Annotated in this window: 11 protein-coding genes; all 11 read right to left on the reverse strand. The window is 45.5% G+C overall.

Going from position 1 to position 17,309, the window contains the following annotated elements; translation table 11 throughout:
• Nucleotides 1–531: 531 nt before the first annotated feature.
• Nucleotides 532–1,659: an SH3 domain-containing protein gene (locus tag H6A28_RS11720; RefSeq protein ID WP_204480483.1), complete on the reverse strand. Its 1,128-nt coding sequence runs from the start codon at nucleotides 1,657–1,659 to the stop codon at nucleotides 532–534.
• Between the two features lie 120 nt (nucleotides 1,660–1,779).
• Entirely contained in the window at nucleotides 1,780–2,682 is a 903-nt protein-coding gene (locus H6A28_RS11725) for a hypothetical protein (RefSeq protein ID WP_204480485.1), read from the reverse strand.
• Nucleotides 2,683–3,427: 745 nt separating this feature from the next.
• Nucleotides 3,428–5,467, reverse strand: a complete 2,040-nt coding sequence (locus H6A28_RS11730; protein WP_204475458.1) for a M13 family metallopeptidase — start codon at nucleotides 5,465–5,467, stop codon at nucleotides 3,428–3,430.
• A gap of 30 nt (nucleotides 5,468–5,497) precedes the next feature.
• On the reverse strand, nucleotides 5,498–7,438 hold the full coding sequence (abc-f, locus tag H6A28_RS11735) for a ribosomal protection-like ABC-F family protein (protein ID WP_204475459.1): 1,941 nt from the start codon (nucleotides 7,436–7,438) through the stop codon (nucleotides 5,498–5,500).
• A gap of 75 nt (nucleotides 7,439–7,513) precedes the next feature.
• Nucleotides 7,514–8,485 carry a bile acid:sodium symporter family protein gene (locus tag H6A28_RS11740; RefSeq protein ID WP_204480487.1) on the reverse strand — a complete coding sequence of 324 codons (972 nt, stop codon included), beginning with the start codon at nucleotides 8,483–8,485 and terminating at the stop codon, nucleotides 7,514–7,516.
• A 143-nt stretch (nucleotides 8,486–8,628) separates the two neighbouring features.
• A complete protein-coding gene (locus H6A28_RS11745; protein ID WP_204480488.1) occupies nucleotides 8,629–10,272 on the reverse strand; it encodes a fumarate hydratase in 1,644 nt (547 codons plus the stop codon).
• Between the two features lie 96 nt (nucleotides 10,273–10,368).
• The gene (locus tag H6A28_RS11750; RefSeq protein WP_204480490.1) at nucleotides 10,369–11,913 is read right to left on the reverse strand and encodes a TlpA family protein disulfide reductase; all 1,545 of its coding nucleotides are present in this window, start codon (nucleotides 11,911–11,913) and stop codon (nucleotides 10,369–10,371) included.
• A 20-nt stretch (nucleotides 11,914–11,933) separates the two neighbouring features.
• Nucleotides 11,934–13,925, reverse strand: coding sequence for a DUF4954 family protein (locus tag H6A28_RS11755; protein WP_204480492.1), 1,992 nt, complete (start codon nucleotides 13,923–13,925; stop codon nucleotides 11,934–11,936).
• 18 nt (nucleotides 13,926–13,943) lie between these two features.
• Nucleotides 13,944–15,200 (reverse strand): GTPase HflX, encoded by a 1,257-nt coding sequence (hflX, locus tag H6A28_RS11760; RefSeq protein ID WP_204475464.1) that lies wholly within the window; start codon nucleotides 15,198–15,200, stop codon nucleotides 13,944–13,946.
• Between the two features lie 100 nt (nucleotides 15,201–15,300).
• Nucleotides 15,301–15,732 (reverse strand): hypothetical protein, encoded by a 432-nt coding sequence (locus H6A28_RS11765; RefSeq protein ID WP_204480493.1) that lies wholly within the window; start codon nucleotides 15,730–15,732, stop codon nucleotides 15,301–15,303.
• A 17-nt stretch (nucleotides 15,733–15,749) separates the two neighbouring features.
• Entirely contained in the window at nucleotides 15,750–17,300 is a 1,551-nt protein-coding gene (locus H6A28_RS11770) for a RagB/SusD family nutrient uptake outer membrane protein (protein WP_204480502.1), read from the reverse strand.
• Nucleotides 17,301–17,309 lie beyond the last annotated feature (9 nt).

The following is a 17,309-nucleotide window of genomic DNA, read 5'->3' on the forward strand; positions in this document are numbered from 1 at the left end:
AAAACCCACTTGCGTGACCTGTTCGACAAGACTAATTTCAATGATGTCAAAGATCTAAATGATCCCCTGATTCCGGGGCTTTTTGATTAATTGTTTAACTCGTCCCATTTTAACGGGACACTAATGTCCTTCAATAATTATTTTTTTCAAAAATAAGCAATTAAATGCAAAACAAAATTCCCATAAATAATCTATCTCACTTTCCTATTTATCGGAATCCTCTTTTACAAGGCTTCAAGGCCACCGCATCAGTCTTTTCCAGGTATATAGCGAACCTTCTTTTCTATACAAAAGAAGAACTTTTAACAAGAACGCACAACACCGAAAACCGTGATTTCTTCAGTGGAAAACGTCCTTTTCTCCTTAATTTTCTTACGAATAAAGCTTAGGGAACCAATCTCAGCACGAACCAAGCATAATCAATCTGAAAACAACCAATTAACAAATAACAAAATTTTACTCTTACCTACTATTAATCATATCTGTTCTCAAAATATCAATGCAAATGAAAAAGTATTCTACTATAGAAAATCATAATCGACGAGAATAACCATCATCTTCTACTTCCCAGAAATGTCCTTCTTCATCTTGCCACTCTCCCGTAGTCGGATTACGTGACAAAAAAGTAGGACGCCCACTATTATCATAGATCACTCTATCCCCTCCTTCTGTCTCTTGCGATATTCCTGAGGCAGGAACTTGAGATAAATTCTGCGAAACTTTACGTGCAGAAGCATGATCTCCTCCATTTGCTACCGCACCTATTAATAATAATATCAAGAATCCTCCAATCAGAAGCCCAGCAGATTCCCAAACCATAGCTAGAAAACCACCACATGTCAATGAGAGTAACAAAGTTGGACGAAGTGCTTCCACGATTCCAAGTCGATTTTTCATTGCCACAATCAACCACAAAAGACCGATTCCTCCCAGAACAATAAACCATAATTTAAGACTCAGCATCAATGAAGCAATAGATAATCCCAGCACAAGCATCAATGGATACCCTAACAAACTCCACAAACATCCGGAAAACACTTCAGACATAAGCCCACGAAAAGCTGCGAATTGAAATCCTAATACACCTATCAGTAAAGCAAAGCCTAATATAGCATAAAGCCAGCCAACTTCACCAGGATCTCCAAACCAAACCATAGAAGAGTGACCAGGAGCCATACACCCCGCCACAAACAACAATTCAGAAACTCCCATCAACACTAACAACACACCACTTAATGGAGTACGAGCCAGCAGCAGCAACAATATACCTAATCCCAAAATTACGAAAGGCATTTTTTTATACAAAAACAGATACACCTGAGAATCAAACAAGTTATCATTGATACCTGGAATTATACACTCACCCGAAGGAGTACAGGCTACAAGATAACGAGCACTAACATATCCTTTCTGGCCATCATATTTTATTTCAGCCCAACCGTCCACACATGATTGTACCTCTAACAAGTCTCCTTTCTTTACTGAGCCTATTTTTGGGGCCTGAGATGACGGAGCTTCACGTACGACTAAACTCGTATTTACATCCACTTTATATAATCCAGTATCAATTTCTTGAGAATATGACAACGAAAACAAGCACAATGCTATTATCATCACACATATTTTTGCAAAAGATGAAGAATATATAATCGATTTCATACCCTTTATATTAAAATTTATTATACCAATATTGCCTCTATAACTGTGTACAATTCTAACAATATGATTATTCTATAATTTCAACTATTAGTTTCACAATATTAATTCACAGAAAATTCTTCAAAATTCATCAACTACGGAATAATTCTTACCTTCCATAATAAACATTCCAGGATCTTTCTGGTAATAAATTACATAAGGATCTATTTTTGACATCTCCTCCACGTTCAACTCCATAATATATCCAGATTGGAAATAAGTAAATATTAATGCATTTCCTTCCTTTCTTCCTAAATAATTTTCAACTAAAGCAGGTAAGAAGCTACCGTCTTTTAACGGACGCATAGTCGTCTTAAGCATCATCACTTGATTGCCTTTTTTACTAAATTCAATAGAAACCGGTCCATTAGAATAGCTTTTGGACAACGCATCTTCTGGTATATCATTCTCTTTAAGATAAAAACCATATTCCGGAGAAATATACCCTACACGCCTGTCTAATTCAGAGAGCTCCACTTTAAACCAGCCTTGTTCTTTTCCTAAAAACTTGAAACTCTGACCACGATCAGCTTTTAACAACGGAGTACCTGACACTGGAACAGCACGCACATTGACCTTGTCACCTCCCCTGATACATACAAAACCAAACTTATCCTGATGATTAAATACAAGTGGTGCAAAACCTGAAATCTTTAAAGAAATCTTTTTAGAAATAGGGTCACACTCCAACAAAGCCTTACTTTTCCCATTATAAGTTTCAACTATGACATTCGCCACATTATTTTGTATAGAAATGACATCCACAACAGGAAACTCCTCCGAAGTATCTCCACAGAAATCACTATACATTCCATAATTTCCACTTACAGGAATGTCATACAAACTTAACTCCAACTCATAATAACAATCCCCCTTCCAATATCCCCATTTACCAACAAAAGGCTTCACACTATCCCCACTGATAGAAGCATGCACATTCACAAAACTAATCCACAAAATAAATAAAAGAAACAATCTATTCATAAGCATTCTTATTATAAATAAACATAAATACGGCTAACAAATTTCCCTCTTATTATATCACACAATACAAAAAGCTATTCCATACAGCTACATCTCTACACAGTTTGAATTACTATCATTAAACTCAAAATGAAAGAACTCTACACACGATTCTATTGCTCCCCTTCAATAGCGCTTATATGAATTATTTTTATCAAAGATAATTAATTAAATACAATAAAATACTCCTAAAAATAGCCTATCTTCTATCCTTATTTATAAGAATGTACTTAAAAGAAGTATGGCGCAAAACAATTAAAGCATAATATTTTATCGATTTTAATTAGAAATCCAACAATAAAATTCTTATAAACAATCCATTATATCAAAGTAGGTAAATATGACAAATTTTTATTTTTTATAAAAGACAATCTATTTTCTAAATAGCAGATAGTAAGAAAAATATTTTTGCAAACTTTCTTTTCTACCTACATATTCTCTCAAACTTCCTCATAAATTCTCTGTTTCACACTGTGGGATACAAAAACCACAGTGTGGGATATATATTTCACAGTGTGGGATACAAATTCCAAAGTGTGAAACAGAGAAAATATCGGTAGAAAAGAAAGAATATGCCAGTAGAAATGAAAGAATACTCCCTGCCTCCTATACTTATCACGCTGAAGGCCATAAAAAAAGGTCTATGGACATCATGACAGTCCATAGACCTTTTATATGCTGAATATTAATTCTCAGAATTTACGGCTTACCATACGTTCACACGTTTCTCCGGAGCTACATACAACGGATCAGACGGTGTGATGTGGAAGGCATCGTACCAAGCCTGGATGTGCGGCAGCGCACCGTTCACACGCCATTTGCCCAAAGAGTGAGGGTCTGACTTGGTATATACACGAATCTGCTCGTCGCGGATGTTACCAGCCCACAAAGTAGCATAAGCCAAGAAGAAGCGCTGTTCCGGAGTGAAACCGTCCACTACACCAAGCGGTGCATCTTTCGTGGCATTTTGGAAAGCCAGGAAAGCTACGTTCAAACCTCCGTGGTCGGCCAGGTTCTCACCCAGTGTCAGTTCACCGTTTCCATGCAAGCCCGGCAATACTTCGATATTGTTGAAGAAGTCTACCATTACCTGTGCACGTTCTTTGAAGCGGTCAGCATCACCCGGAGCCCACCAGTCGGTCAGGTTACCGTTCTTGTCGAACTGGCGACCCTGGTCGTCGAATCCGTGTGTCATTTCATGACCGATTACCACACCGATGGCACCGTAGTTGGCAGCATCGTCAGCTTCCATGTTGAAGAACGGCGGCTGAAGAATGGCTGCCGGGAAGCAAATTTCATTGGTAGACGGGTTGTAGTATGCGTTCACTGTCTGCGGAGTCATCAACCATTCGTCCTTGTCGACCGGTTTGCCCAGACGGCTGTACATATCGTTGAAGTTCCATTCTGAAGCACGGCATACGTTAGCCCAGTAAGAGTCTTTCTTGATGTCCAGTTTGGAATAGTCTTTCCATTTGTCAGGATAACCTACTTTTACATGGAAAGCATCCAATTTTTCATGTGCTTTCACCTTAGTACTGTCGCTCATCCAGTCCTGTGCATCGATACGCTGGCCCAGTGCTACCTGCAGGTTCTTCACCAGTTTCACCATACGTTCCTTGGCTGCAGCCGGGAAGTATTTTTCCACGTACATTTCGCCTACCAGTTCACCCAACATACCGTCTACAGAACTTACGGCACGTTTCCAGCGCGGCTGGTTTACCTGACGACCAGACAATACCTTGCCATAGAAATCGAAGCGGGCAGCCACGAAATCATCGCTCAGACAAGAAGCGGCTGCATCGATCAAGTTGTATTCCAGGTAAGACACGTGTTTTGACAGCGGCAAAGTATTCATCAAACGAGCCACTTCCTGAATCGGTTCTACCTGTTCTACGTTCAGTTCAGCAGGAGCCTGAATGCCCAATCCCTTTACATACGCATCCCAGTCGATACCAGAGATGGTCTTCTTCAGTTCGTCGAACGACATCTTGTGGTAGTTGGCTTCCGGGTCACGAAGCTCTGTCGCACTGCGTGAAGCCTTGGCGATGGCGGTTTCGATTTCCATCACATCGGCTACCTTCTGTTGAGCTTCCGCTTCTGTGAAACCTGCCAGCTTGAACAGCTTGCCGATATACACCTTATATTGTTCACGGATATTCTGCGTAATGCTGTCGTTGTCCAGGTAATATTCCTTTTCACCCAGGTTGATGCCACCCTGTCCCATCTGGAAGATGTTGAGCGAACTGTTCTTCGGGTCAGCATATACATAGCTGCGGAAATAAGTACCCACACCGATATGTGCCATTTCGGTCATCATCGGAATAATTTCGCTCTTGTCTTTCAAAGCTGCAATCTTGCTAAGCATTGCTTTCACAGGTTCTGCTCCCTGCTTGTTCAAGGTCACGCTGTCCATGGCCATGTTGTACAAATCCCCGATCTTCTGTGCGGCTGAACCTGCCGGGTTGTTCTTCTGGGCAGCCAGTCCTTCAATCAGTTCACGCAACTGCTTCTGGCTGTTTTCGAACAACAGGTCGAATGTGCCATAACGAGAATATTCGGCAGTCAACGGATGTGCGTCGTTCCAACCGCCACATGCATAACGGAAAAAGTCGGTTCCGGCAGCCACAGTCGTATCCATGTTTGCCAGATCGATACCAGAAGTGCTTTTAGCCTCCTTCTGTCCGGCGCAGCTGGTCAGCATAGCAAATGCCAATGCAGCTACGGCTACATAATTCTTTTTGTTCATAAATGGTTGTTATTTTAATTAAGTCTCAAATTATTCTTTTTTCATGTCTTCCAGTTCCGACAAGAAGGCAGCCCACTCGTCTTCCGCGTCTGAAATCTGTTTCTTCAACTGCTGGTGCTGCTCATACAGTTTCATGTCGGAAGCTCCTTCCGGCGTAGCCATCTGCTGCTCCAGTTCCCCTACCTGGCCTTCCAGTTTTTCAATCTTTGCCTCACAGTCGGCCACCTGCTTTTCCAACTTACGGATTTTCTTGTTCAGCTCTTTCTGGGCCTCATACGAAAGTTTGTTGTCACTGTCCGGCGTTTCTTCTTTCTTTTCTGGAGTCACCTGCGGCGACTGTGACAGCTGAAGTTCGTTCAGGCTCTCCATCTTCTTCTTTTGCAGAAAATCGTAAATGCCACCGATATGTTCTTTCACCAGACCGCCGCCAAATTCATACACCTTGGTCACCAGTCCGTCGAGGAACTCACGGTCGTGTGATACGACGATGACGGTCCCGTCAAACTCCTTTATCGCTTCCTTTAGCACGTCTTTCGAACGCATGTCCAAGTGATTGGTCGGCTCATCCAGAATCAGGAAGTTCACCGGCTCCAACAGCAGTTTAATCATGGCCAGACGGCTGCGTTCCCCTCCCGACAACACTTTCACCTTCTTTTCGGAGGCTTCTCCTCCAAACATGAAGGCACCCAAGATATCGCGTATCTTCAAACGGATATCTCCTTTCGCCACCCGGTCGATGGTATCGAACACCGTCAGGTTCTCGTCGAGCAGCTGGGCCTGGTTCTGGGCAAAATACCCAATCTGCACATTGTGTCCGATGGTCAGCTTGCCCTCGAAAGGAATCTCATCCATGATACACTTTACTAAAGTAGACTTACCTTCGCCATTCTTTCCCACAAACGCCACCTTTTCCCCGCGGTGGATGGTCAGGTTCACATCGTGGAACACCACATGGTCGCCGTATGCTTTCTTCACATTCTCGCAAATCACCGGATAATTACCGGAACGGATGGAAGGAGGGAACTTCAAGCGAAGGGTGGAATTGTCTTCTTCGTCAATCTCAATGGGCACGATTTTTTCCAACTGCTTGATGCGGCTCTGTACCTGTACGGCCTTGGTAGCCTTGTAACGGAAGCGTTCAATGAAATCTTCCGTATCTTTTATTTCTTTCTGCTGGTTTTCGTACGCACGCAACTGCTGTTCGCGGCGTTCCTTACGCAGCACGACAAATTCATCGTAGGGTACTTTGTAATCGTATATCCGTCCGCAGGAAATTTCAATCGTACGGTTCGTCACGTTGTTAATGAAGGCACGGTCATGGCTCACCAGCACTACGGCTCCCGAACTTGCTTTCAAAAAATTCTCCAGCCACTGGATACTCTCGATGTCCAGGTGGTTGGTCGGCTCGTCGAGCAAGAGCACATCCGGACGGCGCAACAAAAGTTTCGCCAGCTCGATACGCATACGCCATCCCCCACTGAACTCAGATGTCGGCCGGTCAAAATCGCTCCGGTTGAATCCCAATCCCGTCAGCGTACGCTCAATCTCTGCATGGTAGTTGGTACCTCCCATCATCAGGAAACGTTCGTTCTCGTGGGTAAAGCGCTCTATCAGTTCGTGATAACTCTCCGAATCATAATCCGTACGGTCGGCCAGCTCCTGGTTCATCTTTTCCAGCTTCTCCTGCATCTCGAAAATATGCTCAAAAGCCATCTCGGCTTCCGCCATCACCGTACGTGTATCGCTTAAAATCATCACCTGCGGCAAATACCCGATGGTAATGCCTCGCTGCACGGCCACCACCCCTTCCGTAGGCTGCTGCAATCCCGCCAGGATTTTCAGCATGGTGGATTTTCCGGCACCGTTTTTCCCGACCAGCGCGATGCGGTCTTTCTTATTTATAACAAACGATACATCTTCAAACAAGGGAGTCGTTCCAAACTCCACCTTCAATCCTTCTATTGAAATCATGCGAATCTATTCTTCTACATTACAAAGTGACGGCAAAGTTACAACTTTCCGCGCACAGCAATGACAGACTTGCTGTTAATTTTTCAAAGCGTCGGACGTTCCTTCTGCTTTCCGCTGTAGATACAACTGGTAGGAATTGACCACATTGTGCCATACACTGTAGAATCCGGCAGCTACTGCCGTCACCGGAGTGAAGAAAGTATAACCCATCCAGATGGCAAATACGGTGTTTTTCTGCCCCAAAGCCTGTCCGGAGCTGATGGAGTCGCCATACTGACGCCCGGCCTTCTTTCCAAAATAGAATTGCGCCGCACAGCATACCAGTGAAATGACGCCCAATCCGGCCTGATACCAGAAAGACACGTCGCTGTGTACTATACTCTTCACCGTCACGCCGATGGCCAGGGTCAGGGCTACGGCCCACAAGTAGAAAGACAGTTCATGATACTGCGCCACCTTGGCATGTACCTTCGGCAGAAGTACCCGCAACAGAATAGCCGCCAAAAACGGACAAAGCAACAACGGGAAGACCTTTCCTAAAATCAGGGTAAACGAACTACCAAAATTCAGTTCCGGATGCGGATGAACCAGCGGAAGCATCAACGGTACCAAAATGGCGGTCAGAATATTGATCAGAATGGTATAGGTGGTCAGATGGGCCGCATCTCCTCCCAATTTACGGGTGACTACCGCGGCCGCCGTAGCCGTAGGACAAATCAGACAAATCATCGCTCCTTCCACTAAAATGCGGGCCGGGAAATCTGGGAATATCACCAGCAGCAAGCCCAAAACCACAAAACTGATTCCCTGAATCAGCAGCAAACGCAAATGCCAGGCACACAGCTTCAAATCATGCAGACTGATTTTACAGAACGTGAGAAACAGCATCAGAAAAATCAATACCGGCTGCACAATGTCGATGGCACGGCTCACAAACGGTTTGGTCGGCACCAGAAAAGGGATATTGACATACACAAAATACAGAATGACTCCCATGACCATCGCAATGGGAAGCGTCCAGTTCTTACAAAAACGCAGAAAATTCATTTTTAATCCACTATGATGAAACAAATCGGGGGAAATAGAATAAAAAAGGATTTGCAAATCCGGCCATCGACAGGCTACGGTTTGCAAATCCTTTGTATGGTCTCATGCTCCTCCCTACGGGAAAAGCATATCTAAAGTCTCAATTATTTACAGTTACCAGTGCAACGAGGTTTGATCTGTTTGAAGAAATCGTTACCCTTGTTATCCACCAAGATAAATGCAGGGAAGTCTTCTACTTCAATCTTCCAGATAGCTTCCATACCCAGTTCCGGATATTCTACACATTCAATGCTCTTGATGTTGTTCTGAGCCAGAATAGCAGCCGGACCACCGATAGAACCCAGGTAAAAACCACCGTGCTTCTTGCAGGCATCTGTCACAGCCTGGCTACGGTTACCTTTAGCCAACATAATCATAGAACCACCATGACTCTGGAACAGGTCTACATACGGGTCCATACGTCCGGCAGTTGTCGGTCCCATAGAACCGCAAGCCATACCCTTAGGAGTCTTGGCCGGACCAGCGTAATAAATCGGATGATCCTTGATATACTGAGGCAAGTCTTCACCACGGTCCAGACGTTCTTTCAGTTTGGCATGAGCGATGTCACGACCTACGATGATGGTACCAGTCAATGACAGACGAGTAGCTACCGGATATTTGTCAAGGTCAGCCAAGATTTCTTTCATCGGACGGTTCAGGTCAATCTTCACTACATTGCCTTCACCAGCCTGACGCAATTCTTCCGGAATCAGTTCGCCCGGATTTGAATCCAGCTTTTCAATCCAGATACCGTCCTTGTTGATTTTACATTTGATGTTACGGTCAGCAGAACAAGATACGCCCAAACCTACCGGACAAGAAGCACCGTGACGCGGCAGACGGATGACGCGGATGTCGTGTGCATAGTATTTACCACCGAACTGTGCACCCAAACCAATGTTGTGAGCAGCTTCCAGCAGTTTCTGTTCCAAATCCAAATCGCGGAATGCACGACCGTATTCATTACCTGTAGTAGGCAGATTATCGTAATAATGAGTAGAAGCCAGTTTCACGGTCAACAGGTTCTTTTCAGCAGAAGTACCTCCAATCACAAATGCTACATGATAAGGAGGACAAGCAGCTGTACCCAGTGTCTTCATCTTTTCAACCAGGAACGGAACCAGTGTATCCGGGTTCAGGATGGCTTTTGTTTCCTGATACAAATAAGTCTTATTGGCAGAACCACCACCTTTTGTGACGCAAAGGAATTCATATTCCATTCCCTGAGTAGCTTCGATATCAATCTGTGCAGGCAGGTTGCAACGAGTGTTCACTTCGTCGTACATGGTCAACGGTGCATTCTGAGAATAACGCAGGTTGTTTTCTGTATAAGTTTTGTACACACCCAGAGACAAGGCCTCTTCATCGCAGTAGCCTGTCCATACCTGCTGTCCTTTTTCACCGTGGATAATGGCAGTACCCGTATCCTGGCAGAAAGGCAGTACGCCTTTGGCAGCCACTTCGGCATTGCGCAGGAAAGTAAGTGCTACAAACTTGTCGTTCTCGCTGGCTTCCGGATCGTGCAGAATCTTAGCCACCTTTTCGTTGTGTGAACGGCGCAGCATGAAAGAGACATCGTGGAAAGCCGCATTCGCCATTGCTGTAAGACCTTCCTTTTCAACCTTCAAGATAGGTTTTCCTTCAAACTCGCTTACTGACACATAGTCTTTTGTAAGCAAATAGTATTCAGTCGTATCTTTACCTTTCTCAAACATCGGCTGATACTTGAATTCTGGTGTTGCCATAATAATTGTATTTATTGTTAGTTATTGTGCAGCAAAGTTACAAAGTATTATTGAAATTTTTCCTTAATTCATCCAAAAAGTTATCGGCAATCCTTTTCACTCTTCCACAGCCCGAAGCAAATCTTCCTGCAATACATCTACGCCCGGAAAACCTACATAGCGCGCCTGTAATTTTCCGTCATGACTGATAATCAAATAGGCAGGAATGCCGGTCACCCCATACGAACTGCAAAGGTACTTCCATTGTGCGTCCGTCAGCCGATAATGTACACCGGTCATCTTAGAAAGTGCAGCCTTCCAGATACTTTCCGGAGAAGAAGGCCCCGTAAGGTAAATATAGACAATATCCTTGGAGGCCAGTGTTTTTTTCAGGGGAAGCATGACCTGCATGCTTTTCCGGCACGGACCGCACCAAGTCGCCCAAAAGTCTATCAAAATAGCTCTTCCTTTATGTGGCGCAATAATCCGGGGAAGAATATCGGCACCTGCCACCTGGGTATCCAGCGAAGCCACCACCGCCTCTTTGGTAGAGACCACTCGCGCAGCATTCAACTGGAGAGCCTGCGCCACCGTTTCTACATAAGTACGTATTTCTGGAAATTCCAATGTTCTCAAGATTTTCACGTCATCCGAAGTCAAAGAAGAAGCAGCCAGCAAACGTTCACACACCGGTTTCACTTTTTCACTATCAGCTTTCAATTTTCCGGCAATTTCCGGACGTTCCATCAAGTCTTTTTCCACAGCTTGATAAGCTTCCAAGGCTGATTTGTTCCCCACAGACAGCTCTCTGTTGATTGTTTCAGCCGCTCCATCAAACCAAGCTTTTTCTTTTTTCTCATAATGTCTGCCCAACAGATGCGAGCACGACATGCTCAAACGTGGCAAATGAATATAAACCGTAAGTTCTTCATCCGGCACTAGAAAAAGAGACAAAGTGGCCTCACCTAACTTCAAGGAGGTCAACACAGGCTGATACAATTCTGTTTCCAAATGGAAAGAACCATCCTGACGTATCTTTACGGGCAGCGTCCAAGGCTGAGGAAAAAACCCGTCCTCATATACCAGTTCGCCCAACAAGGCCATTTTCGAATCATATCCTAAAATATATCCATTCACGACCGCCTTTCCTTCCGACAATCCCGGCTCCGGCAGCTCATTCGAATCCATCGAAGTATCTGAAGTCAGAAAATTCGGCACATATATATAAGGTTCCTTCCGGCTCAACTGAATGCCAAAGATGTTCCAGCTCATTTCCGGTTCCACGAAATCCACCTCATGCACGTCGGACTGCAACGGGGCAAAAGAAAGGGTCACCTCCAATCTTCCGTCCTCACCAATTACCTCCGGTTCTGTCACTCCGTCAATAGATATTTTATCGGCCTCGCGCAAACGGGCCACTGCCCCATTCGCTCCTTTCAACATGGCCTGGGAGGAGATGACGAGCGGAGTGCCGGGCTTACCATACATCACGGCATCCACCTGCGTCTGTTCCTCGGTCAGAATCATCCGCTTAAACTCTATTTCAGAAGTGTTGGCCCATACGAATCCCGGATATTCCAGCACTTTTTTCCTTCCGGCCTGTGCCTGCAGAGACAGAAAACACAAGCACAGCAAACAAATCCATCCGCATATATTCTTCATACACAGACCCTCCTGTATTTTTACAACAAATCTTTCAGACGTTCTATCAATTCGTTCCCAAGGGCGGTTTTCACTTTAATGTGTTCAAGCACGGCCGTCACGAATGGATTGCTCTCAAACACGCCCCGCACTTCTTCAAAATCACGCACTTTTTCCTCACTACTTCCATCGGCTCCGAATCCGGTCATGGAAGTCAGTGAAAATTCTTTCTTGGCATCTTCGTATACCATCTTGTCGAGTCCAACCACTGCTTCCTGCCACTGGCGCACGATAGACACAATATCTGCTGCCGTCACTTTGTCGGCCTGCAAACCATAAAACTCCATCATTTTTTCATAAGCCCACGTCCACTCATAGGTGTAATAATGGGAGTGCATATCCGCAAAACGATTGTGTATCTCATCTACGGAAGTCAACCGTCCGCACTCTACATCCTCCATCAACCGTTCAATCTCGCTCTTCGGCGCAATCAATCCGGAGATATCTACCCACTCTCCTGTACCGACCGAAGTATCCGGCAACAACCGTTTCCGAATTTCTTCATCAGAAGTAAAATGGATATTTTCCAAGCGCTTAATCACGGAATTGCCTAAAAACTTGTGAATAGCTGTTTCGTAGAATTTGATTCCCTTATTCAAGGAAGAATTCTTGATTTTCGCGCTCTGGTAGGAATAGATTTCCGAAGTCTCTCCCGATACCCGTGCCAGCTCCTTCAGAATCCGGCGTCCGACCATCATCTTCTGAATGGTGTACGGACTCAGCAAGTTATAATTAATCTGGTCCAACCGGTTCGGGTCTTTCCGCTTGTCACGGCGAGGCCATTTCTGCGCATCGCGGATGGTTCCCACACTTCGCAGATTGACACCCGGCACCAGATACGTCGTATTTTTCTCTTCAATCAAATAAGAAAAAGGTAGATTGGAAGTGTCCGGATGCGTTACATGACGCCCCATCACCAATGAAAAGGCACCGATACGGGCCGGCCACAACACATAAGAATCAGAGGTGGTCTTGGCCCCCCGTTCCAGCGTTCCCTGATGAATCGGCCCCAGCTTGTACATGTGATTACTTTGGTTTGAACCCGAACCCGCATTCATGAACGAGAACATACCCGCAATCAATAAAGTTGACTTATGGTGTGTCACCGTGAAAGGTCCGGCAAAAATAGCACAAGCCTCTCCATTCTCTTCCTGACAGTTACTGAAAAACAACGAATCGGAAGCTGAATACGTGTGTCCCAAATGACAAGCCTGGCCCACAAAACAGCGGGTCAGCATGGTACCGTCTTCCACATGGGAGCCGCTTGAGATGATGAAATCATCACACACCACTCCGTAACCGATATGCACCGGCGCCGCTTCATTGCTGTTCACACTTCCGTTCTTCAGACGTCCGGCTCCTTCCACCTGACAATAATCGCCAATCCGTACATTCTTAATGTAACCCGCATTGACAATCGTGACATGATGTCCTATCGTGCCTGTTTCCGAAGCATGGACCTCTGCATAGGTCTCAATAATCTGCCGCATCTTCTCAATCAGTACCGGGCGATGACGGTAAAGCGCCATGATGTAAGCCTGATGGGCCGACAGGCGGTCGTGCATAATCACCTCCCGTCCCCCCGTTTCATTCAGGACCGAGACCTCCACTCCATTTCCGAAACGGCTCCGGCAATCGACCAGAATAATATCCACATTCTCGATAAAGGTATCCTGCCCAATCTCATAATTGGCAATATAATTCTTCACATTTTCAATGTAGCAGTTATCGCCTACGGTTACATTATGCAATGTAGCATAGTACAACCCTGAATGCTTGGTAATTCCACCCGCCAGTGTAAACTCTTTCTCAAAAAAACCCAGTCGGATCTTTCCGGAGAAACGGACATGATGGATATGGTCTGTATGAAAATCCTCGGCCACCTCTACACTTTCCCAATCGGAAGCCACACAATGCTGGGCTTCCAACCGGGCAATCTCTTCAGGGGTCAGGGAACGATAATGTCGTGTCATCTTTTCTCTTTTTGGCGGTTATTCTTCGTCGTAGGTCTGATACAGAAAATCATTGTAAGGATACTTCTGTACATGCAGCTCTCTTACCTTTTTATATAAAAGGTCACGGAACTGTTCGATGTTTGTTTTCTCACGAGCTGAGATGAAAATACAGTTATCATTCAACTTCGCCATCCAAGTATGCATCAGTTCCTCAAGGGTAATGTTCTCTTTGGTTTTCGGAGTCAAGTCGTCTTCCGCCTTTTCCACATAGGTATAGGCATCCACCTTATTAAATACAATCATGCTCGGCTTCCCACCTGCTCCCAAATCGGCAATGGTCTTTTCCACCACCTGAATCTGTTCTTCAAAATCCGGATGAGAAATATCAACCACGTGCACCAGTAAATCAGCTTCACGCACCTCGTCCAACGTCGACTTGAACGAATCGACCAGGTCGGTCGGCAATTTCCGGATAAACCCTACCGTATCGGACAACAGGAAAGGCAGATTCTCGATAATCACCTTACGCACCGTCGTATCAAGGGTCGCGAAAAGTTTGTTTTCCGCAAACACATCACTCTTGGCCAGCAGGTTCATCAGCGTAGATTTTCCCACGTTGGTATATCCCACCAGCGCCACACGAATCAATCGTCCGCGGTTCTTACGCTGCGTAGACTTCTGCGTATCAATCTCAGCCAAGCGCTGCTTCAGCAAGGCCATACGGTTCAAGATGATACGGCGGTCCATTTCCAGCTGCGTTTCACCCGGACCACGCAGACCCACGGAACCTTTACCACCTCCGGCTCCGGAACCACCTCCCTGACGTTCCAAGTGTGTCCACAAACGCTGCAACCGGGGAAGCATGTATTTGTATTGCGCCAGTTCCACCTGCGTTTTGGCATTGGCCGTCTGTGCCCGCATGGCAAAAATATCCAGGATTAATGAAGTACGGTCGAGTATCTTGACTTTCAGTTCATTCTCAATGTTACGGATTTGCTTCGCCGAGAGTTCGTCATCGAAAATCACCATTCCGATTTCAGTCTCCTCATTTTCATTCTGAACAGCCAAGTAATCTTTGATTTCCTGCAATTTACCCTTCCCTACATACGTCACAGAGTTGGGAGTGTCCAGCTTCTGGGTGAAGCGTTTTACCACCTCCGCCCCTGCCGTCTCCGCCAGGAAAGCCAGTTCGTCCAGGTATTCATTGGTCTTACGTTCATTCTGAGTCTGGGTTATCAAACCCACCAGCGCAGCTTTTTCGGTCTGCGCATCCGATATCACAAATTCCTTCATTCAGTGTAAATCTAATTCTATATGTCGCAAATATACAGAAAAAGAGCGCATCTCCTTTCAGATGCGCTCTTTTATTTTTACAAACCACAATCAACCGTAATTATTTACGCTGTACCGTAATTTCCGTGCGGGCCTCAACACCGGGAGACAAATGAGTGCCTTCTTTAAAGGTCAGTACTGCCGTATATTTCTTTTCCTTCCACTGGTCTGCCGGCAAGAAACTTACTTCCACATAGGCAGCCGGTTCTCCGTCTTTAAAGGTCACTTCCGGTGTCTGAAGCTTCAGCACACCTTCGGCAACCGCCTTCTCGTCAAGCATCACTTCCACCTTGGCCTCACCGTTTCTGCTGGAGCGATAAACCGGCACTTTTACCACACCGGCATTTCCGGCCTCCGCGTCCATCACTTGTTTGGCGTTTACAAAAGAAAAAGCCATTTCATGTGCTGTGTACACCGCTCCTTCGGCATCTTTGTTGCATGAAGCAGCCACACCCGATAATAAAACCGCAATTGCGAATATATAATTCTTCATCTCATTTCAATTAAAAGTTATCGTACAATAGGATTGTTATCCGAGCTGCTGATATGCTCGTTTCCGTCAATCTCCGACTGAGGCAAAGGGAATATGAAGAGCGGAGAAGCCACTCCCGTATTCTTTGTCTGCACTGTTTCCGAATGATTGGAACCTTCATACTTCCGGTCGTAACCCAAAGCCAGACGTTGCAAGTCGAAGATTCTTCCTGCTTCACCCCACAATTCCACACGGCGCTGCAACAAAATTTCTTCCATCAGCGTAGTGACAGGAGCATTTGTATTCGCATCATAAGTTTCCGAATCGGTTCGCTTTGCCAGAATAGCCTCATAATTTGTATCCCGAAGCGTTCCCAGCTGCTTGATAGTAGTCCGTGCCAAATCAAACTCCTTCAAATGACATTCCGCCTCGGCCTTAATCAATACCATTTCCTCCGCACGCATCAGCAGATAATCACCGGTCCAGATAGTATAATCGGCCATCTTAAATTTCAGCTGGCAATAACTTACCATAGAATTACCTTTCTCCTCCTTTTCCAGTTTTCCCCGGAACCATTTCATCTTACGCTCATCCGTATCCGACAACAGGTTATACAATCCGGAACTGATGCACTGGCGGGCCTTGGAGCCATACATACCTTTTGCATCCGCATCCATGTGAGAGAAGAATCCGGCATAACCCGAAGTCTGGTCTTTCGAAATCTCCAGTCCCCACATCACATCGTCTACCTTCACACTGTTGTTTCCACCCAAGGCATCTACCTTCACCAAAGAAAGTCCCGGTTTTGTCAGTGCTTCTTTCGCCGCTTCAGCCGCTTCCTTATACTTATGCTGTACCAAGAAAGCACGCGCCTGGAAACCTTTGGCTACATAATAATCAATGTGAGAGATGTGCGACTGTTTCAGTCCTTTTAAGCGACCGACTGCTTCAGCCAAATCCGAATTAATCCGGTCGTACACGCCCTGCACCGTACCACGAGGTTTCCCTTCCGTTCCGGCTACCGTCGGTTCCGTATAAAGAGGAACACCCGGAGCATTCTCATGCCCTGCATAAGTCTGCTGGTATAACTGAATCAGATAAAAATAGCAATAAGCCCGGAAGGCATACGCCTGGCCCATCAGACTATTCACCAGATCAGGATCTCCCTCCAGCTTTCCATCGTTTGCCAGAATATAATTCAGGTTACTGATTATCGTATAATAAAAATTCCATACGGAATAAGAACGTCCGGCTTTTCCGGCATAGTCTCCGTGCACGTTCAGGCGATAATCTTCATAGAACCATCCCTGTCCCTGTTCGTGCATCAAATGATCTTCTGCCATCAAATCGGCAAACAACTGGATGGCTGTCTGCCCACAGTTCTGTGTGCCCCAGCCCGAGCTCCATCCGGCAGTGTACAAAAAACGGTATGCTCCATTAATCGCGGCTTCCGCATGCTCCGCGTTCTCAAAAACCTGCGTTCCAGACACAGAGTTGGTAGGCTGAGTCTCCAATTCATCCGAGCAGGAAGCCAACAAACCGACTCCTGCGAACACCAGCCCGCATAAAAAATATTTATTGATTTTCATTGTTGTCTT

The sequence above is a fragment of the Bacteroides mediterraneensis genome (assembly GCF_016900355.1).
Lineage (GTDB): Bacteria > Bacteroidota > Bacteroidia > Bacteroidales > Bacteroidaceae > Phocaeicola.

What these genes read in the sequence shown, in the direction of transcription:
- H6A28_RS11720 (WP_204480483.1), bottom strand. Translation starts at nt 1,659, where the DNA reads ATGAAATCGATTATATATTCTTCATCTTTTGCAAAAATATGTGTGATG.
- H6A28_RS11725 (WP_204480485.1), bottom strand. Translation starts at nt 2,682, where the DNA reads ATGAATAGATTGTTTCTTTTATTTATTTTGTGGATTAGTTTTGTGAAT.
- H6A28_RS11730 (WP_204475458.1), bottom strand. Translation starts at nt 5,467, where the DNA reads ATGAACAAAAAGAATTATGTAGCCGTAGCTGCATTGGCATTTGCTATG.
- abc-f (WP_204475459.1), bottom strand. Translation starts at nt 7,438, where the DNA reads ATGATTTCAATAGAAGGATTGAAGGTGGAGTTTGGAACGACTCCCTTG.
- H6A28_RS11740 (WP_204480487.1), bottom strand. Translation starts at nt 8,485, where the DNA reads ATGAATTTTCTGCGTTTTTGTAAGAACTGGACGCTTCCCATTGCGATG.
- H6A28_RS11745 (WP_204480488.1), bottom strand. Translation starts at nt 10,272, where the DNA reads ATGGCAACACCAGAATTCAAGTATCAGCCGATGTTTGAGAAAGGTAAA.
- H6A28_RS11750 (WP_204480490.1), bottom strand. Translation starts at nt 11,913, where the DNA reads ATGAAGAATATATGCGGATGGATTTGTTTGCTGTGCTTGTGTTTTCTG.
- H6A28_RS11755 (WP_204480492.1), bottom strand. Translation starts at nt 13,925, where the DNA reads ATGACACGACATTATCGTTCCCTGACCCCTGAAGAGATTGCCCGGTTG.
- hflX (WP_204475464.1), bottom strand. Translation starts at nt 15,200, where the DNA reads ATGAAGGAATTTGTGATATCGGATGCGCAGACCGAAAAAGCTGCGCTG.
- H6A28_RS11765 (WP_204480493.1), bottom strand. Translation starts at nt 15,732, where the DNA reads ATGAAGAATTATATATTCGCAATTGCGGTTTTATTATCGGGTGTGGCT.
- H6A28_RS11770 (WP_204480502.1), bottom strand. Translation starts at nt 17,300, where the DNA reads ATGAAAATCAATAAATATTTTTTATGCGGGCTGGTGTTCGCAGGAGTC.